This window comes from Arsenicibacter sp. R0_47, assembly GCF_057652235.1.
This window is the reverse complement of record NZ_JBYFCJ010000013.1, coordinates 14,801-31,307: the sequence shown is the minus strand read 5'-3', so window position 1 is coordinate 31,307 and position 16,507 is coordinate 14,801. Positions and strand designations below refer to the sequence as shown.

The 16,507-nt window shown below is 51.8% G+C and carries 16 protein-coding genes; 7 read left to right on the top strand and 9 right to left on the bottom strand.

Translation table 11 applies throughout. The annotated features are described in order from the left end of the window. The first annotated feature begins 2 nt into the window (after positions 1-2). Together AC23NW_RS20130 and AC23NW_RS20125 are read left to right on the top strand one after the other, a co-directional pair. Positions 3-3,212, top strand: a complete 3,210-nt coding sequence (locus AC23NW_RS20130) for an efflux RND transporter permease subunit (protein WP_487451585.1) — start codon at positions 3-5, stop codon at positions 3,210-3,212. Beyond that, positions 3,196-4,632 carry a TolC family protein gene (locus AC23NW_RS20125; protein ID WP_487451583.1) on the top strand — a complete coding sequence of 479 codons (1,437 nt, stop codon included), beginning with the start codon at positions 3,196-3,198 and terminating at the stop codon, positions 4,630-4,632. Before AC23NW_RS20130 ends, AC23NW_RS20125 begins: the two co-directional genes overlap by 17 nt. A gap of 244 nt (positions 4,633-4,876) precedes the next feature. Here AC23NW_RS20125 and AC23NW_RS20120 read toward each other — a convergent pair whose 3' ends face one another. The 3 genes from AC23NW_RS20120 to AC23NW_RS20110 form a co-directional block, all read right to left on the bottom strand. Next, entirely contained in the window at positions 4,877-5,266 is a 390-nt protein-coding gene (locus AC23NW_RS20120; RefSeq protein WP_487451582.1) for a hypothetical protein, read from the bottom strand. Positions 5,267-5,329: 63 nt separating this feature from the next. Then, positions 5,330-5,698, bottom strand: a complete 369-nt coding sequence (locus AC23NW_RS20115) for a nuclear transport factor 2 family protein (RefSeq protein WP_487451580.1) — start codon at positions 5,696-5,698, stop codon at positions 5,330-5,332. Positions 5,699-5,711: 13 nt separating this feature from the next. After that, on the bottom strand, positions 5,712-6,296 hold the full coding sequence (locus AC23NW_RS20110) for a DUF1572 family protein (RefSeq protein ID WP_487451739.1): 585 nt from the start codon (positions 6,294-6,296) through the stop codon (positions 5,712-5,714). Between the two features lie 222 nt (positions 6,297-6,518). Between AC23NW_RS20110 and AC23NW_RS20105 the strand changes: the two genes are divergently transcribed. From AC23NW_RS20105 to AC23NW_RS20095, 3 genes are read left to right on the top strand one after another with little or no spacing between them, the layout of a single operon-like run. Continuing rightward, positions 6,519-7,952, top strand: coding sequence for an aminotransferase-like domain-containing protein (locus AC23NW_RS20105; protein WP_487451578.1), 1,434 nt, complete (start codon positions 6,519-6,521; stop codon positions 7,950-7,952). Beyond that, the gene (locus AC23NW_RS20100; RefSeq protein ID WP_487451577.1) at positions 7,949-9,847 is read left to right on the top strand and encodes a CocE/NonD family hydrolase; all 1,899 of its coding nucleotides are present in this window, start codon (positions 7,949-7,951) and stop codon (positions 9,845-9,847) included. Before AC23NW_RS20105 ends, AC23NW_RS20100 begins: the two co-directional genes overlap by 4 nt. A 9-nt stretch (positions 9,848-9,856) precedes the next feature. Then, positions 9,857-10,777, top strand: coding sequence for a ketopantoate reductase family protein (locus tag AC23NW_RS20095; RefSeq protein WP_487451575.1), 921 nt, complete (start codon positions 9,857-9,859; stop codon positions 10,775-10,777). Between the two features lie 104 nt (positions 10,778-10,881). On the opposite strand, the gene AC23NW_RS20090 is transcribed toward AC23NW_RS20095, so the two are convergent. The 6 genes from AC23NW_RS20090 to AC23NW_RS20065 form a co-directional block, all read right to left on the bottom strand. Further along, positions 10,882-11,376 carry a hypothetical protein gene (locus AC23NW_RS20090; protein ID WP_487451573.1) on the bottom strand — a complete coding sequence of 165 codons (495 nt, stop codon included), beginning with the start codon at positions 11,374-11,376 and terminating at the stop codon, positions 10,882-10,884. A 21-nt stretch (positions 11,377-11,397) separates the two neighbouring features. Beyond that, on the bottom strand, positions 11,398-11,751 hold the full coding sequence (locus AC23NW_RS20085) for a PadR family transcriptional regulator (protein WP_293835422.1): 354 nt from the start codon (positions 11,749-11,751) through the stop codon (positions 11,398-11,400). A gap of 91 nt (positions 11,752-11,842) precedes the next feature. Continuing rightward, positions 11,843-12,172 (bottom strand): hypothetical protein, encoded by a 330-nt coding sequence (locus AC23NW_RS20080; RefSeq protein WP_487451571.1) that lies wholly within the window; start codon positions 12,170-12,172, stop codon positions 11,843-11,845. A 70-nt stretch (positions 12,173-12,242) separates the two neighbouring features. Beyond that, on the bottom strand, positions 12,243-12,767 hold the full coding sequence (locus AC23NW_RS20075) for a GNAT family N-acetyltransferase (RefSeq protein ID WP_487451569.1): 525 nt from the start codon (positions 12,765-12,767) through the stop codon (positions 12,243-12,245). A 10-nt stretch (positions 12,768-12,777) separates the two neighbouring features. Continuing rightward, positions 12,778-13,095 (bottom strand): DMT family transporter, encoded by a 318-nt coding sequence (locus AC23NW_RS20070; protein ID WP_293835427.1) that lies wholly within the window; start codon positions 13,093-13,095, stop codon positions 12,778-12,780. Positions 13,096-13,351: 256 nt separating this feature from the next. Further along, positions 13,352-13,825, bottom strand: coding sequence for a GNAT family N-acetyltransferase (locus AC23NW_RS20065; protein ID WP_487451567.1), 474 nt, complete (start codon positions 13,823-13,825; stop codon positions 13,352-13,354). Positions 13,826-14,102: 277 nt separating this feature from the next. On the opposite strand from AC23NW_RS20065, the gene AC23NW_RS20060 reads away from it, so the two are divergent. Together AC23NW_RS20060 and AC23NW_RS20055 are read left to right on the top strand one after the other, a co-directional pair. Beyond that, entirely contained in the window at positions 14,103-14,378 is a 276-nt protein-coding gene (locus AC23NW_RS20060) for a hypothetical protein (protein ID WP_487451566.1), read from the top strand. Between the two features lie 21 nt (positions 14,379-14,399). Further along, the gene (locus AC23NW_RS20055; protein WP_487451565.1) at positions 14,400-16,406 is read left to right on the top strand and encodes a sensor histidine kinase; all 2,007 of its coding nucleotides are present in this window, start codon (positions 14,400-14,402) and stop codon (positions 16,404-16,406) included. Positions 16,407-16,507 lie beyond the last annotated feature (101 nt).

The following is a 16,507-nucleotide window of genomic DNA, read 5'->3' as shown; positions in this document are numbered from 1 at the left end:
ACATGTTTAATAAATTCATACGCAGACCTGTATTCGCTATCGTGATTTCGATTATGATAGTCTTTATAGGTGTACTGGCAATCCGGCAGCTGCCTATTTCGCAGTTCCCGGACATTGCCCCCACAACGGTCAATATCTTTATCGCTTACCCGGGGTCCAGTGCGGACGTACTGGTAAAATCCACGCTGATTACGCTCGAACAGGCTATCAACGGGGTGCAGGACATGCGTTACATTGCCACCGATGCTACCAGTGCCGGTGAGGCTACCCTGCGGATTATCTTTGAGCCTGGGACCGACCCCAACGATGCGGTCATCAGGGTGAAGACCAGGGTTGACCAAGTAATGCCGCTGCTGCCTGAACTCGTTCAGCGCGAAGGGGTTATCATCACGCCTATCCAGCCAAGTATGTTGATGTACGTCAACCTCTATTCGAAAGAAAAGAGCATGGATGAAAAATTCCTCTTCAACTACGCTACCGTTAAAATGATCCCTGAAATTCAGCGGACAAAAGGGGTGGCGCGGGCGCAGATTCTGGGTAGCCGCCGGTACGCAATGCGGGTCTGGCTGAATCCTGACCGGATGCGGGCCTACAAGATTTCGGTAGAGGAAGTGATGAAGGCACTTGGTGAGCAAAGTATCATCGGCCGTCCGGGCCGGATCGGGCAAAGCTCCGGTATTGAGGCCCAGTCGTTGGAATACGTATTGACCTACAAGGGCCGGTATAATAAACCCGAAGAATATGAGGATGTGATTATCCGCGCCAACTCGCAGGGCGAACTGATTCACCTGAAGGATATTGCGCGGGTTGAACTGGGTAGCGAATTCTTTGATATTTACTCGAACCTCGACGGTAAAGCGTCGGCGGCGATTGTCTTGAAGCAGAACTATGGTAGTAATGCGAGTGATGTAATTGCTGAGGTAAAAGCGAAACTGGACGTGATGAAGGAGTCTTTCCCGCCGGGTATGGACTACAAAATCAGCTATGACGTATCGCAGTTTCTGGATGCCTCAATTGAACAGGTAATTCACACCTTGCGGGATGCCTTCCTGCTGGTGGCCCTGGTGGTATTTGTCTTCCTGGGCGACTGGCGGTCAACGCTGATTCCGATTCTCGCCGTTCCGGTGTCGCTCGTGGGTGCGTTCTTCGTGATTCAGCTCTTTGGCCTGTCTATCAACCTGGTAACGCTCTTCGCGCTTGTACTGGCGATTGGTATTGTGGTCGATGATGCAATTGTGGTGGTGGAAGCGGTGCACGCCAAAATGGAAGAAGAGCCGCATTTGACGCCGTTTGGTGCCGTGAAAAAAGTACTCGGCGAAATCAGCGGTGCGATCATTGCGATTACGATGGTCATGGTGTCGGTGTTCCTGCCGATCTCGTTCATGTCGGGTCCGGTCGGTACGTTCTATCGTCAGTTCTCGATTACGATGGCCAGCTCCATTGTTATTTCGGCCCTGATCGCCTTGACGCTGACGCCGGTATTGTGCGCCATGCTGCTGAAAAACCACCACGGACATGCCCGTAAGAAGAACATCCTGACAAAAGCGCTCGATAGCTTTAACCGTGGTTTTGATAAGATGACGGGTCGCTATGTTGGGTTGCTGAAGCTGATTGTTAACCGCCGCATGGTGACGTTCCTGGTACTTGCTGCCTTCTGTGCCGGTATTGTCTACGAAAACAAGGTCGTGCCGTCGGGTTTTATTCCGAACGAAGATCAGAGTACGATTTACGCCATCATTCAGACACCTCCGGGCTCAACGCTCGAAAAAACCAACCAGGTGTCGCGGCATTTGCAGGATATTTGTGAGGAAGTGCCGGGCATCGAATCGATCTCGTCACTGGCGGGTTACGAAATCATGACCGAAGGCCGGGGCTCAAACGCCGGTACCTGTCTGATCAACCTGAAGCCATGGCATGAGCGCGACAAGAACGTGAAGGAGATCATGGAAGAGCTCGAAGTTAAATCGAAAAACCTCGGCGCAACCGTTGAATTCTTCGAGCCGCCGGCCATTCCTGGTTTCGGTACGTCAGGTGGTTTCTCGATGCGTCTGCTCGATAAAACAACCGATACCGACTACCGTGAATTCGACAAAATCAACAAGGAATTCATGGAAAACCTGGGCAAACGCAAGGAGCTGACCGGTCTGTTCACCTTCTTCGCTGCCAACTATCCGCAGTTCGAACTGGAAATTGACAACAAACTGGCGATGCAGAAAGGTGTTTCAATCGGTAAGGCGATGGATAACCTGAACATCCTGATTGGTAGTACCTACGAACAGGGCTTTATCAAGTTCAACCAGTTCTTTAAAGTATATGTGCAGTCGGATCCGAGTTTCCGTCGTCTGCCAACCGATCTGCTGAAGCTGTTCGTGAAAAACGAAGCGGGTGAAATGGTACCGTACTCGTCGTTCATGACGCTGAAAAAAGGACAAGGGCCAAACGAGATCACCCGTTTCAACCTGTATAACTCAGCGGCGATTCAGGGGCTTCCGGCTAAAGGCTATACAACAGCCGACGCCATTGCAGCCATCCGTGAAGTAGCGGCCAAGACGCTGCCGAAGGGCTATGACATTGCTTTTGAAGGTCTGTCATACGACGAATCGATCCGTGGTAACGAGGCGCTTTATGTCTTTATGGTCGTACTTGCCTTCGTATACTTTGTACTCGCGGCGCAGTATGAAAGCTTTATCATTCCGCTGGCGGTTGTGTTCTCGCTGCCGGTCGGGGTATTCGGGTCGTTCCTGATGCTTCAGCTGATGGGTCTCGAAAACAACATTTATGCCCAGATCGGTCTGATCATGCTTGTGGGTCTGTTGGGTAAAAACGCCGTACTGATCGTGGAATTTGCGGTCCAGAAGCGACAGCAGGGCGAAACGATTCTAAATGCGGCAATTGAAGGGGCGAAAGTACGCTTCCGTCCGATCCTGATGACGTCGTTTGCCTTCGTAGCCGGTCTGATTCCGCTGATTGTGGCAACCGGAGCCGGTGCAATCGGTAACCGTACGATTGGTGCCTCAGCGCTTGGTGGTATGTTGTTCGGAACCGTTTTCGGGGTAATTATTATCCCTGGTTTATACTTCATATTCGGCAATCTGGCAGACGGCCGCCAGATGATTAAAGGCGAGGAGGAAGAACCGCTGTCGGAAAACTTCGTCCACAATGTACATCAGACATTACTTCCTGAAGAATCAGACAATGAGCAACAGAAATAAACTAGTAAGTGGTCTGGGTATCTTTCTGATTGCCCTGATCACCGCCGGTTGTCATGTTCCGCCGGTAGCCGAACGCACGCTGACGAAGAACGTTCCTTCCAGCTATGGTACCTCACAGGATACGACAAACGTTGGAAAGACGCCATGGAGGGATTTTTTCAAGGATCCTTACCTGACTGCCCTGATTGATACCGCATTGCAGAACAATCAGGAACTGAACATTACGTTGCAGGAAATCCAGATGTCGAACAACGACATTCTGGCGCGCCGGGGGGCCTACCTGCCGTTCGTAACCCTGGGCGGTGGTACGGGAGTCGATAAGGTTTCGCGGTATACCAGTCAGGGGGCCAGTGACGACATTACCGACATCAAGCCCGGTAAACGCACACCGGTAGTGCTGCCGAACACCTTTGTGGGGGCATTTGCCAGCTGGGAGGTCGATATCTGGCACAAACTGCGGAACGCGCAGAAGGTAGCGGTAAACAACTACCTGGCTACGATTGAGGGCCGGAACTTTACGGTTACGAATATCGTCGCCGAAATCGCCCGTTCCTACTATGAGCTGATGGCGCTGGATAACCAGCTGGGCATCATCAACCGGAATATCGAAATCCTGAACAATGCCCTGGTCATTATCCGGCAGGAAAAGGAAGCCGCCAAAGTAACCGAACTGGCTGTTCGCCGGTTCGAAGCCGAGGTGTACAAAATCCAGAGCATGCAGTTCGGCATTCAGCAGCGCATTGTGGAAGCCGAAAACCGGATCAATTACCTGGTTGGCCGGTTCCCGCAGCATGTGCAGCGTAGTTCAGACGGGTTTATCAACCTGTCTCCGATGAAACTCAGCACCGGTATTCCGGCCCAATTGCTTGAAAACCGGCCGGATATCCGGCAGGCAGAATTGCAGGTAGCGGCTGCCAAACTGAATATCAGTGTGGCTAAGGCAGAGTTTTATCCGTCGCTGAACCTCTCGGCGTCGCTGGGTCTGATGGCGTTTAACCCGCTCTATCTGGCCAGTATACCGGAGTCGATCATTGCCGGTCTGGCTGGTGACCTGATGGGGCCGCTGATTAATAAAAACCGGATTACGGCTGAATACAGAAATGCCAGCGCCAAACAGATTCAGAGCGTGTTCAATTTCGAAAAAACGGTCCTGAACGCCTATATCGAAGTGGCTAATCAGGTGTCGAACATGGACAATCTGGAAAAGAGCTATAACATGAAAAATAACCAGGTGCAGGCATTGACGCAGTCAACCAACATTGCGCTGAAGTTATTTACCTCAGCCCGCGCCGATTATATGGAGGTACTGCTGACACAGCGGGACGTTTTGGAATCAAGAATGGAGCTTATTGAAACCAAAATGCAGCAAATGAATGCCATGGTAAGTGCTTACCGGGCAATGGGTGGTGGCTGGCGATAAGCCGGAATACGATCCCGTTTGCGAAGCGAATGTGGAATACAGGCGACAGGCCTGAGCGTGTATCGGGACCGGAAGTTTACTTCCGGTCCCGTTTTTTTATAGTAGCTGACAAGCGGGCGGCTGTTTCTATAAACTGCTTGCGGCAGATCAGAGAACTACCGTCAGCAATAATGTGTATATTATGCTGTGTAAGTTGGCTTCGTCCAAAACAGAAGTCTGTCCGCTGTATTACCGAACGTTATTGTCAGTCAAGATCGGCGCTGAAATAGTTTTCTTTCGATACCGGATTGCCGTTCAATCCGTTCAGCAAAGCGATTTGTCCGATATGGGTGGCAATGTCCAGCAGCGGTCCCTGAAGCAGCCGCATCGCAATCTCTTTATCGATAGTGGTGGCCTGAATAGTTTCTGAAAGCCTTTGTAAAGCTTCCAGAAAACGAGTTGATTCTGACAGGAAATCCTGAATGGCAGAAGGCGGGCTATTGAAATGTCCTGCTGTTATTTTCAGGCTTGCCTTGTTTGCCAGATCAGTCATGTGATTAATGATTTCGCATGGGCTTCGGGTTTGCTTACCTGCCTTGAACATGCCGAAGTCCTCGCCGGATGGCGCAATCGCTTTTTTGAAGCGAAAGGCCAAGGCGGTTACTATATGTTGAAGAAGATCAGTATCGTTCATGTTATCTGTTGGAAAGCTACCAAATCAACTGCCGCTGGTTGAGACATAATGACAGGAGACATGAACCGCTTTCCCGGCTTCATTCAGCCGGAATACTTCACAGGCCTGCCGGTTGTTAACTGAGGTGTAATGAATGGCCAGTGAATCAATACCGGCAAAAACATGGTGAAGCGTAAAGTGCAGATCCGGGTACGTTGCCAGACCGGTCAGAAAGTAGTCAGCCAGTTCAGGTTTAGCGGTAATAACGCCGGAAGCATTATCCGTCAGTAGCGGGATAAAGGGTGAACAGAAGGTAAGCTCATCGGCGTAATGGGCCAGAATAGCTTCCGGATCATGAGCGTTGAAGGCATCAATCCAGGCTTGAGCAAAGTGGTCGGCTTGTTGCTGTGTCATGGCTAAGGTAGTGTCAGGAGTTGGCCTCCGTTGATTTGTCCGGTTTGATAAATTCGTCTGTAAAATGTTCGCGGTGTCTGGGTTGAGCAAACTTAGCCGCATTATAGGTCGCTGATTGGCCTCTCGGAATGGAAAGCGACTCCCAGTGTCCGGCAGCTATTTTACACAGGTATACAATCTGACCAACATGGTACGGATAATGCGCCAGCTGCCGGTTAATGGCTTCCAGAACCGTATGCCCCTGATGACGGATATACACGATGGTTGACAGGTCATCGTCCGTCAGAGTTTGGAGGGTTTCCAGACATACGGCCCATCCGGCTTCCCATTTGCTGAGGAGTTCTTCCCGGGATGAAATGTCATCCGTGAACTCCCCCTCACGGTCACGCCAGGGCTTTTCCCCGTCTGTTGTCAGAAAATCGGTCCAGCGGCTAAGCATATTGCCCCACAGGTGTTTAACAATGACCGCAATGCTATTGCTCTCCGCAGTATACTGCCGGAACAGGACCTCATCGGGTACCTGAGCCATTGCTTTTTCGGCGAGTACCTTGTAATAGGAAAACTGGTTGATGACGCTCTTCAGATACGCTCCCTGCATAGACAAAGTAATGGATAAGGTGTAATGCTCCTGACTAATAAGCGCAAAAGAACGCAAAATCAGGCCTGAGCGCCAGTTACAGTTCAGGTTTTAAAAAGCCATACAGCTGCCTGGAGGTTATTTTTTCCGGACGGGTGACTGTACGGCTTTTTTTGTGCCTAACTGTATGCCAACAGGTACAGTTTGACAGGTTACTTTTGTGCCTTAACCAGAAGGTGCTGTATGGAACGAAGAATACCGCGGTATCAGCAAATTGCGCAACAGCTCAGCGTGAAACTCAGCCATGGTGTGCTGGCAGAAGGGGATAAACTGCCATCCGTCCGGATGTTAAGTCAGGAACTGGGTGTCAGTATCAATACCGTTCAGCAGGCATATTACTGTCTGGAAGCAGAAGGCCGGATTGAGGCACGGCCGCAATCCGGGTATTACGTCCGTACGGGGCGTGCCGGGACGATGCCTAACCGGTCGGCACCGGTTACGATGGTCAGTCAGACCAGCCCGCCCGAACAGGAGTCTATTCTGCTACGGCTTATGCGTCAGCAACGGCAACCCGGCTGGCTTCCGTTTTCCATGAGCGTACCGGCAGCGGCGCTGTTGCCTGTACAAAAGCTTGGCAGAGCCCTGCTCCAGGCCCAGCACGATCTGCCGAATGGCGGCCTCGACTATGAGCTCATGGCCGGTAATGCTGACCTGCGGCGGCAAATTGCCCGTTTTGCCCTCTTCTGGGGCAGTACACTCACCGATGATGACATCATAACGACCGAAGGATGCTCGGGGGCCCTGACATTATGCCTGAAAACGATCACCAGGCCCGGCGATACGGTAGCTGTGGAAAGCCCCGTGTATTTTGGTATTCTGCAAACGATTCTGTCGCTTGACCTGAAGGTACTCGAATTGCCTACTGATCCGGCAACCGGTGTCGATCTGAACGTGCTGGAAGACCACATGCGGGCGGGCCGGGTGCAGGCGTGTCTGCTCGTTCCGAATTTCAGTAATCCGCTTGGCTGCTGTATGCCGGTTGCAAATAAGCAGCGGCTGGTACGCATGCTGGACACCTACGGCATACCCATGATTGAGGATGATCTGTACGGCGATCTACATTTCGGCCCCGACCGGCCGGTGCCCTGCAAGGTATTTGACCAGCACGGTTGGGTGCTCTGGTGTGGTTCTGTCAGTAAAACGCTGGCACCGGGTTATCGGGTGGGCTGGGTCGCCCCGGGGCGATTTTATGAAGCCTTGTTACAGATCAAACGGTATCAGGCCGGCTTCTCGCCCGGGCTCACCCAACAGGCCATTGCCAACTTTCTGGCCAATGACCGGTACGAACTGCACCTGCGCCGGCTCCGGAAACAACTGACGGCGAACTGCCAACGGTATCAGCAAACAATCCGGACATTGTTTCCGGCAGGGACCCGAATCAGCGAACCGCAGGGCGGATTTACACTCTGGGTGGAGATGGACCCTGCCGTTAATTCCCTGCTGCTTGCCGACCAGCTGGAGCCGTTCCGGATCAGTATCATGCCGGGTGGCTTGTTCAGTCTGCAACCCCAGTACAACAATTGTATGCGGCTGAGTTATGGATTGCCCTTTGATGAGCATGTCGCCAATGGCCTTAAAACGATTGCCCGTTTCATACACCAGCAACAAGCATTATGATTTCCTTATTTCCCTCATTTTTGCTTAAAAACCGGCGGTTGCCGGTATGGATTCTCTGGCTAATCCCGTTTCTGGCCAGTGGTGAGGACACGGTTCCGGACAAATACCGGAAAGTGGAATACCGGATTCCGATGCGGGACGGTGTGCTGCTGTATACGGCGGTTTACATCCCCCTCGATGCTTCCCCGGACAAACGTTATCCGATTCTGATGCAGCGGACATGCTTCGGGGCAGCGCCGTATGGGCCGGATCAGTATAAAAAATCGATTGGTCCATCACCCCGCATGCAGGCAGAGGGCTATCTGTTTGTCTATCAGGATGTGCGTGGCCGGTGGGCGTCGGAGGGGAACTGGACGAACATGACACCGGTGCTGAGCGAGCAGGAGCGGCAGAAAAACCCGAAGGCTGTTGACGAAAGCACGGATACGTACGACACCATTGAGTGGCTGCTCCGGCATGTCGGATACCACAACGGTCGGGTGGGCTTATGGGGCATCAGTTATGCCGGTTTTTATGCCATAGCGGGGGCCATTGATGCCCATCCTGCCCTGAAAGCGACATCTCCCCAGGCACCAATCGCTGACTTTTTCCGGGAAGATATTCATCATAACGGCGCCTTTACCCAGCTGACGCTCCTAGCCTATCCGGTGTTTGATGACCGCCGGTCCGGTCCTGCCACAAAGCCCTGGTTTTTGCCCCATATGATCGATACCGGAAACAGCACCGAGTTTGACTGGCATAAACGGCTGGGCGCTATGTCGAATGCCGGTAAATACCTGGCCGGTAATACGTTCTGGCAACAAACCGTTGCCCATCCGGATTACGATTCGTTCTGGCAGAAACGGTCGGTCCTGCCCCAATTGCATGCGGTACAACCAGCCGTTTTGATTGTGGGCGGCTGGTTTGATGCCGAGGATTTATACGGGCCACTGAGTATCTACAAAACGCTGGCCACACACCGGCAGCGCTTCCGGCCGATGCTGTGGATGGGGCCGTTCGGGCATCGCGGGTGGGCCGAAGAAACCGGCCATACGCTGCACAATGACCTGTATTTTGGTGATAGCCTGGCGACAGCTTTTCAGGAAAAAATCGAAGCGCCGTTTTTTTACCATTACCTGAAAGGGGCCGGTGACGGCAAAACCGGTCTGCCGGATGTTACCCTGTTTGATACCGGAGCTAAAAAATGGCGAACCTTTACAGAATGGCCGGCCCCCGCAGCGAAAAAACGGTTGTTTCTGGATCATAGCGGTAGCTTGAAACCTGCGCAAACCGCCTTACTGTACCGCGAATTTACCAGCGATCCGGCTGATCCGGTGCCGTACGCAGCCGCTTCCCTGACCAGCGAACCAGATTTTTCCGCGTTGTTTGGGTACATGTCTGCCGATCAGCGGTTTGTCAGTAGCCGTAAGGATGTGCTTACCTACCAGACGGATGTGCTTCCGGAAAGCATGACTGTCGGCGGCGAAATAACCCTTCGGCTGAACGTCAGTACAACGGGTAAGGATGCTGACTGGGTTGTTAAGGTGATTGATGTATATCCCGACGATGAACCGAACCATCCCTATATGCCGGATAAATCGGTGAAACTGGCAGGTTACCGGCAACTGGTTCGGGGAGAAGTAATTCGTGGCCGGTACCGGAACAGTTTTGAAAAGCCAGAACCATTCACTCCCGGACAGGAAACAGTCGTAACGCTTCAGCTGCCGGACGTGTTGCATACGTTCAGAAAAGGGCACCGGCTGATGATTCAGGTGCAGAGCAGTTGGTTTCCGCTGATCGACCGGAATCCGCAGACCTTCGTGCCGAACATGTATAAGGCGGTTGACCGCGATTTCAGGGCCGCTCGTCACCGGGTCTACAGCAATTCCTACATTGATTTCCCCCTTTTACCATAGACTGACAACATGGGACAAACCATTTACATCGTTGGTGCCGGGGCAATCGGCATGTCATTAGCGGTCTTTCTGACGAATGCCGGAAAAGATGTTATCCTGCTGCATGGCCGCGCCGGAAGGAACACGGACTCAACGGTCAGCCTGACGGTTGAGTCAAACGGAACGACGCTGAGTGCATCAATACCGCTCCGGTCTCTGGATAGGCTTGACCGGCTTGATGGGTTGATACTGTTGACTACCAAAACAACCGGGAATGCTGACCTTGCCGCCCGCCTTGCCGGTAAGACCGGTCAGTCACCGCTGGTATTGATGCAGAACGGACTTGGCGTTGAAGAACCTTTTCAGAATGCCGCTTTTCCCGCGCTGTACCGGTGTGTGTTGCTGGCGACGAGTCAGGTCGTGGCCCCGTATACCGTGCTGTATAAACCGGTTGCGGCTTCGCCTGTGGGTATTGTTACCGGTGACGACCAGACATTGCAAACACTTATTCAGCAGCTGACTACTGCCTTGTTTCCGTTCCGTGCGGAAGCTGCTATTCAGGCGATTGTCTGGGAAAAGGTTATTGCTAATTGTGTTTTCAATGCTATCTGTACCTTGCTGGAAACGGATAACGGGCTGTTTCACAGGAGTGAAGCCGGACTAAGTTTGGCGCGTGACGTTATTAGTGAATGTGTAGCCGTTGCTGCCCTGGCTGGAATTACCCTGGATCCCTGGGCCGTAGAGGACCGGCTGCTGCAAATCAGTCAGCGGTCAGACGGGCAGCTTATTTCGACACTGGTTGATGTACAGCAGGGGCGGGAAACGGAGATCGATCACCTGAATCTGGCCGTTAGCCGGTTAGCTGACCGTTTGGGCAGGCCCGAACTGGCGGTCCGTACCCAGCTGCTGGGTGAACTGGTCCGGATGAAGTCTGCCTTGACCCGTTGTTAACCTCTGGTAGTTAACCAGCCAGTGCAGCATGTAAATAAACCAATATTTAACATTATTTTAGTAAGCAGCTGATAATGTTGTGTTTATCGGAAAGTCAGGGGATGCTAGTCAATTCTCCGGCAAGGCTGTTTCGGGAAAGGTGCTTTCAGCCACCAGCGAACCAGCCCGACAACCCCAATAGCCCCCGTCGCAATACCCCAGGTAGGCTGAAAAACTCCGTTTGATAAGCCAAGCGTACGGCTGGTCAGCAGCAGAAAACCTACAATCAGCAGGAGCAGCGTGAGTCCGCTGGAAAGATACATGTAGTAGAAAGGTTTCGTCGCCAGTCTGTGTTTTACCCGGCGATTATACGGGTGTACAGTTGGTCGGAGCCCATTGAACGTCCGGTTATATTGCTGATTCAGCTGCTGCATTACCGGCAAGGAGGCCTGCGGGACAAGTTCCTGAAAAGCCGTCCGAAATTCCTCTCCCTGATGCATCCGCCGCTCGATCAGGGAGGCCAGATGATCAATTAGTTCAGCCTGTAAAGCAGGATGCGGCCGTGTTTGCCGGATATATTGGGTAATCTCCTTAAGTTGGCCGGGCGATAATGACTGCATAACGAAATGGATTAAAACGGATTACTGGCCGAATGTAACAGTTGGGGCTGGGTGGATCAGGAGCCGCATCAGCTCTGTAAAGCGTTCGAATTCAATGCCTTTACGGGCGGCAATTTCACTGCCTTTAACTGTGAGCCGGTAATATTTCCGTAATCGTCCTTCAACTTCCTGACTTTGGGTAACCAGTAAGCCTTCTTCCTCCAGCTTATGTAGCACAGGATAAAGTGCCCCAAACGTAAGGGTTAATTCACCGCCCGTCCGTTCTTCAACCGCCTGCGTAATCTCATACCCGTACATTCGCCCTTGCTGAGCGAGTAGCCGCAAGACAATGGTTTTCAGTGTTCCCCGTAAAAATTCCTGATTTGCCGAATCCATTGAACAAAGGAGTAATTTAAAACAAAAATATACAGGAAAATTATATATACGAAGCTGGAAGCCGGATTCTTTTCAATCCGTTACCAGACAGTCAGATATGCGAGGCCATAAATAAATTAATGTACCGGATAAGCTCATCGACGGTATTCGCTTTGAACGGAACGCGCCCTTTTACGGCAAAAACATAGGTGCTGTCGAATTGACGGGTAATTGCAAAGAGGTAGTCATTTTCCCGGTCAGGAGCAAATTCAATCGTACTGGCGCTGCGGCCCGTCATCCGGCTGATCGCCAGACCGGTCCGCGGATCGAGGAAATCCTGCATTTCCCGTTCATACGCCAGGCCGACAACCTTAAACCGGGTCAGTATTTCGGGCAAACGGGCAAAACCAAGTGATTGCTGAATGTGGACTTGTAAATTCATACACCATAAACGCCTATGACCGTTAAGGGTTGAATCAGGGCATCCTTCTCTTATTTTATGGCTTAACGTTTTACAGCATTTTTTTCATCATAATATCGGTCTGAATATCATCGCCGAGTCTGAAAAGATGTTGATCAAAGGCTTCAAATCCGTTTTTTTCATAAAACCGGATGGCTTTGCTGTTCTTTTCCCAGACACCCAGCCAGATATAGGCTTTTCGCTGTGATCGGGCAATCTCAAGCGCCGTTTCGAATAACAGCTGACCGACTTGTTTTCCCTGCCAGGAGGCGAGCACATAAATACGCTCAATCTCAAGGGAGGTGTTATCCTGTAGTTCTGTCTGTGCTGAGCCGTTGTTAAGCTTAAGATAACCAACGGGTTCTGCTCCTGAAAACGCCAGATAGAAAGCCGTTTCAGGATGATTCAGTTCCGCACGTACTTTATGGTCGCTGAAACTATCTGACAGGTATCGGGCCATATCGGCTTCAGAATTAAGCGGTGCAAAGGTCTCATAAAAGGTGTCTCTGCCGGTTTTTTGCAGGATCGCCAGGTCTTCCGGTCGGGCCTTGCGGATATAAATCGTTTCAGGTATCATGTTCAGGTGGTTATTCGGCGGTTAATTTAAGCAGCAAAAGGCCGGCAATAATAAGAACCGCTGCAATAATTTTAGGCGCCGTCAGCGATTCGCCGAGCACTAGAACTCCGATCAGAAACGACCCGACGGCGCCAATACCGGTCCAGAGCATATAGGCGGTACTGAGTGGTAGTGTGCGCATGGCCTGTGCCAGAAGCAGAAAGCTGGCAATCATGGCAGTGATCGTAATCAGCGTAGGGACAGGCCGCGTAAAACCCGCCGATTGTTTCATGTAGAAGGCCCACACAATCTCAAGCAGGCCGGCGATAACTAAATAAATCCAGGACATAGTAAAGACCACGTTTAGTCGGGCCGTCCCGGAATGCTTCCTGAAATAGGGGAGGCCGTCCTCCTGAAAAGGGCAGGCTGTCGGTAACGAACCTGCACCGGCATAACCGGGATAGCTACTGTTTAGTGCCCGTTCTGCTGGTAAGTATGGTTGATTTTTTCGGATTGCCCTTTTTGTGGAAGGGAGTAAGCAGATATCATCAGGTAGTTATTTCCTCTCGTCGGAAACGTATAGATGGCAGCGTTTACCAGATTTCTTACAGGATAAGTTCATAAAAATACTCGTCTGCCGGTAAACCGTCCGGCCAGAGATGGGTTTCGGTATGGGTAAATACAAAACCAGCCCGCAAGATGGCAGCCTGTGAAGGGGCGTTGTCTGCCCGGTGAGAGACGGTGACTTTCGGATACCGGTTGATCCGCGCCCAGTTGATCCGTTCCGAAAACAAGCGGGCTGCTAACCCCTTGCCACGGTGTTCAACCCGGATATACGAAGCAATCAGAATGGCAATACCGTCCTTTCCGGCAACGGCGCTTAAGCCAACGCATGTTCCGTCCGGAAGTAAAATGCCGAAATACGCTCGTGAAGCTGACTGTAAGCGTTCCTGCCAGCTGGTATCCGGCAATTGGGATTCACTCGCATAGGAGCTACCAAACACTGAAGGGTCTTTCTGCAACGCTTCAAGGCGTATCTGTTTCAGCGTTGCCCAATCCGGTGGTTCAAATTGTTTCAATCTACAACCGGTAAAGGCAGTCGGAATTGTGTGCATAGCGTATCGGGCATAACGGGCCGGATGCCAAAGATACCGGATATGCCGGAATGTCCGTTAAAGCACCGTAAAGGGTGTTTCCGGAAAAAACATAGACAATGACAGTGCGCCTTTATTTACCAATAGGTTAGAAAGGGGGTTTTTGATAACAATATCGTCACAAACTAAAAAATCAGATAACGGCTTTCGAAATTTTACCTATGGCTGCTAATTTTCGGGATGATCGTTATCTATAGCCACAATGCATAAAGACATCCCTTTCGTGGAGGGAGACGGGGAGATGGCAACCCTCATCCGTCGCTATGACTGGGAAAACTCCGTACTCGGCAATCCCGACGGGTGGTCGCTTAGCCTGCGTACCCTGCTCCGGATGATGCTGGCCTCACGGTTTCCCATGCTGATTTTCTGGGGGCCGGATCTCATTACATTTTACAATGACGCTTTCCGTCCCAGTCTGGGTAATGACGGAAAACACCCGACTTCCCTGGGCCAGAAAGGCGAACAGAGCTGGGCCTAGTCATGGCCGGTAATCGGGCCGATGATCCATTCCATCATGGCGGGCGGCGATGCTGTCTGGTTTGAAGATCAGAAGCTGCCGATTTATCGGGAGGGCCAGATGGGCTACGCATACTGGACCTATAGTTTCAGTCCCCTTTCTGACGATACCGGTGCTGTAAACGGCATTCTGGTAACCTGCACCGAAACCACCAAAGCCGTCGAAAGCGTTGAGAAATTACAGGATGTGAACATAACGCTGCAACAACTGGTAGCGCAGAATCTTGTCCTCCGCAGAGAAGAGCAGATCGCGCATCAGCAAGTGCTGGCGAGCCAGCAGCAGTTATTAGCCCTGTTTGAAGAATCGCCCGTTGCCATCGCCACACTCAGTAAAGACGGCCTGACGTTCAGAATGGCAAACTCTTTCTATTGTCAGCTGGTTGGGCGGATGGCCGGTGACATACTTGATAAACCGTTACTGAAAGCATTGCCTGAGCTGGCTGGTCAGGGTTTTGATCTGCTGCTGGAGGAAGTGCTCCGTACCGGTGTTGCCTACACTGCCAGCGAAGCTGCCGTAAATCTGATCCGGCAAAACCGGATGGAAACCATTTACGTTGACCTGACGTACCAGCCGAGGCTTGACCCGGATGGAAGCATTTCCGGCATTTTTGTGGTCGCCGTTGACGTGACACGGCAGGTGCGCTCGCGGCGGGTTGTGGAGTCCGGTGAAACCCGGAAAACATTTATGCTGGCCCTCAGCGACCGGTTACGGGTACTGAACGATCCTGACCGGATTCAATATGAAGCAGCCTGCCTGCTGGGCGAATACCTGCAGGCTGACCGGGTGGGCTATGCCGAAGATCAGGGAAACGGCCGGGACATTGTGGTCACAAAAAATTATGTTAACAATGTCTCCAGCCTTGAGGGTTCGTATGTCTATGCCGATTACGGCGAAACACTGCTTGCCGATTTTCTGGCCGGGAATACTGTTGTGAGACCCGATATTCCCGCTGATCCTTCGCTGACACCTGACGAAAAGGAAGCACACCGGCTGCTTGAACTGGGCGCGACCATTAACAAGCCCTTACTGCGGGAAGGTAATCTGGCGGCTGTAATGTTCATTCACTTTACGAAACCGCACCGGTGGTCGGCCGAGGAACTGGCGTTGCTTGAAGAAACTGCCGAACGCACCTGGTCGGCAGTGGAGCGGGCCCGGGTTGATATGGCTATCCGCCAGCGGGAGGAACAATACCGGCTTCTGGTGCGGGAACTCGACGAGCGTGTACAACAACGTACGGATGAACTGCTCCAGCTCAATCAGGATTTGAAACGCTCCAATGAAAACCTGCAGCAGTTTGCCTACATTGCCAGCCATGATCTGCAGGAACCCTTACGGAAAATTCAGTCCTTCGGGGATATTCTGAAAGAACAGTATCAGACCAGCCTGGGCGATGGTATCATGTATCTGGACCGGATGCAGCAGTCGGCCGGCCGGATGTCTACGCTGATTAAAGACCTGCTCAATTATTCGCGGATTTCGACCGGGCAGGAACTCAGAGAACTTGTGTCGTTACCGGTCATACTGGATACTGTGCTGAGTGATTTAGAGCTTGTTATACGGGATACGGGCGCAGTCGTCCGGATTGATCCGTTACCTGCCATCAGGGGAGATGCATCACAGCTCCGGCAGTTGTTTCAGAATTTACTGACTAATGCTCTGAAATTCAGGGTAACTGATGTTGCGCCGGTAATTTATGTCCGGACCGAAGTGATCAGCGCCGAGGTAATCAGGGAACCCATCTTCCCGACCCGGCCGGCTACATTTTATTACCGCATTGAAGTTATCGATAACGGCATCGGGTTTGATGACAGGCATGTGAACCGGATCTTTCAGTTGTTTCAGCGCCTGCACGGCCGGAATGAATATTCGGGTACCGGCATTGGTCTGGCAATCTGCGAAAAAGTAGTAGCGAATCATGGCGGGGCCATCACAGCAAGCAGTCAGCCGGGGCACGGAGCCGTTTTCCGGATCTATCTGCCAAAGGTTTAGCAACAAAACATGATAAATCTGGACTATATTGTTACAGTTGCCCCACAACCTCATTTAAGGCCCGGAAAAGATACCAGGGGGAGCATTCAGTCGTTGTTAGC

Coding starts and splice junctions, on each gene's coding strand:
- AC23NW_RS20130 (WP_487451585.1), top strand. CDS start 3: ATGTTTAATAAATTCATACGCAGACCTGTATTCGCTATCGTGATTTCG.
- AC23NW_RS20125 (WP_487451583.1), top strand. CDS start 3,196: ATGAGCAACAGAAATAAACTAGTAAGTGGTCTGGGTATCTTTCTGATT.
- AC23NW_RS20115 (WP_487451580.1), bottom strand. CDS start 5,698: ATGACACAGCAACAAGCCGACCACTTTGCTCAAGCCTGGATTGATGCC.
- AC23NW_RS20110 (WP_487451739.1), bottom strand. CDS start 6,296: ATGCAGGGAGCGTATCTGAAGAGCGTCATCAACCAGTTTTCCTATTAC.
- AC23NW_RS20105 (WP_487451578.1), top strand. CDS start 6,519: ATGGAACGAAGAATACCGCGGTATCAGCAAATTGCGCAACAGCTCAGC.
- AC23NW_RS20100 (WP_487451577.1), top strand. CDS start 7,949: ATGATTTCCTTATTTCCCTCATTTTTGCTTAAAAACCGGCGGTTGCCG.
- AC23NW_RS20095 (WP_487451575.1), top strand. CDS start 9,857: ATGGGACAAACCATTTACATCGTTGGTGCCGGGGCAATCGGCATGTCA.
- AC23NW_RS20090 (WP_487451573.1), bottom strand. CDS start 11,376: ATGCAGTCATTATCGCCCGGCCAACTTAAGGAGATTACCCAATATATC.
- AC23NW_RS20085 (WP_293835422.1), bottom strand. CDS start 11,751: ATGGATTCGGCAAATCAGGAATTTTTACGGGGAACACTGAAAACCATT.
- AC23NW_RS20080 (WP_487451571.1), bottom strand. CDS start 12,172: ATGAATTTACAAGTCCACATTCAGCAATCACTTGGTTTTGCCCGTTTG.
- AC23NW_RS20075 (WP_487451569.1), bottom strand. CDS start 12,767: ATGATACCTGAAACGATTTATATCCGCAAGGCCCGACCGGAAGACCTG.
- AC23NW_RS20070 (WP_293835427.1), bottom strand. CDS start 13,095: ATGTCCTGGATTTATTTAGTTATCGCCGGCCTGCTTGAGATTGTGTGG.
- AC23NW_RS20060 (WP_487451566.1), top strand. CDS start 14,103: ATGCATAAAGACATCCCTTTCGTGGAGGGAGACGGGGAGATGGCAACC.
- AC23NW_RS20055 (WP_487451565.1), top strand. CDS start 14,400: ATGATCCATTCCATCATGGCGGGCGGCGATGCTGTCTGGTTTGAAGAT.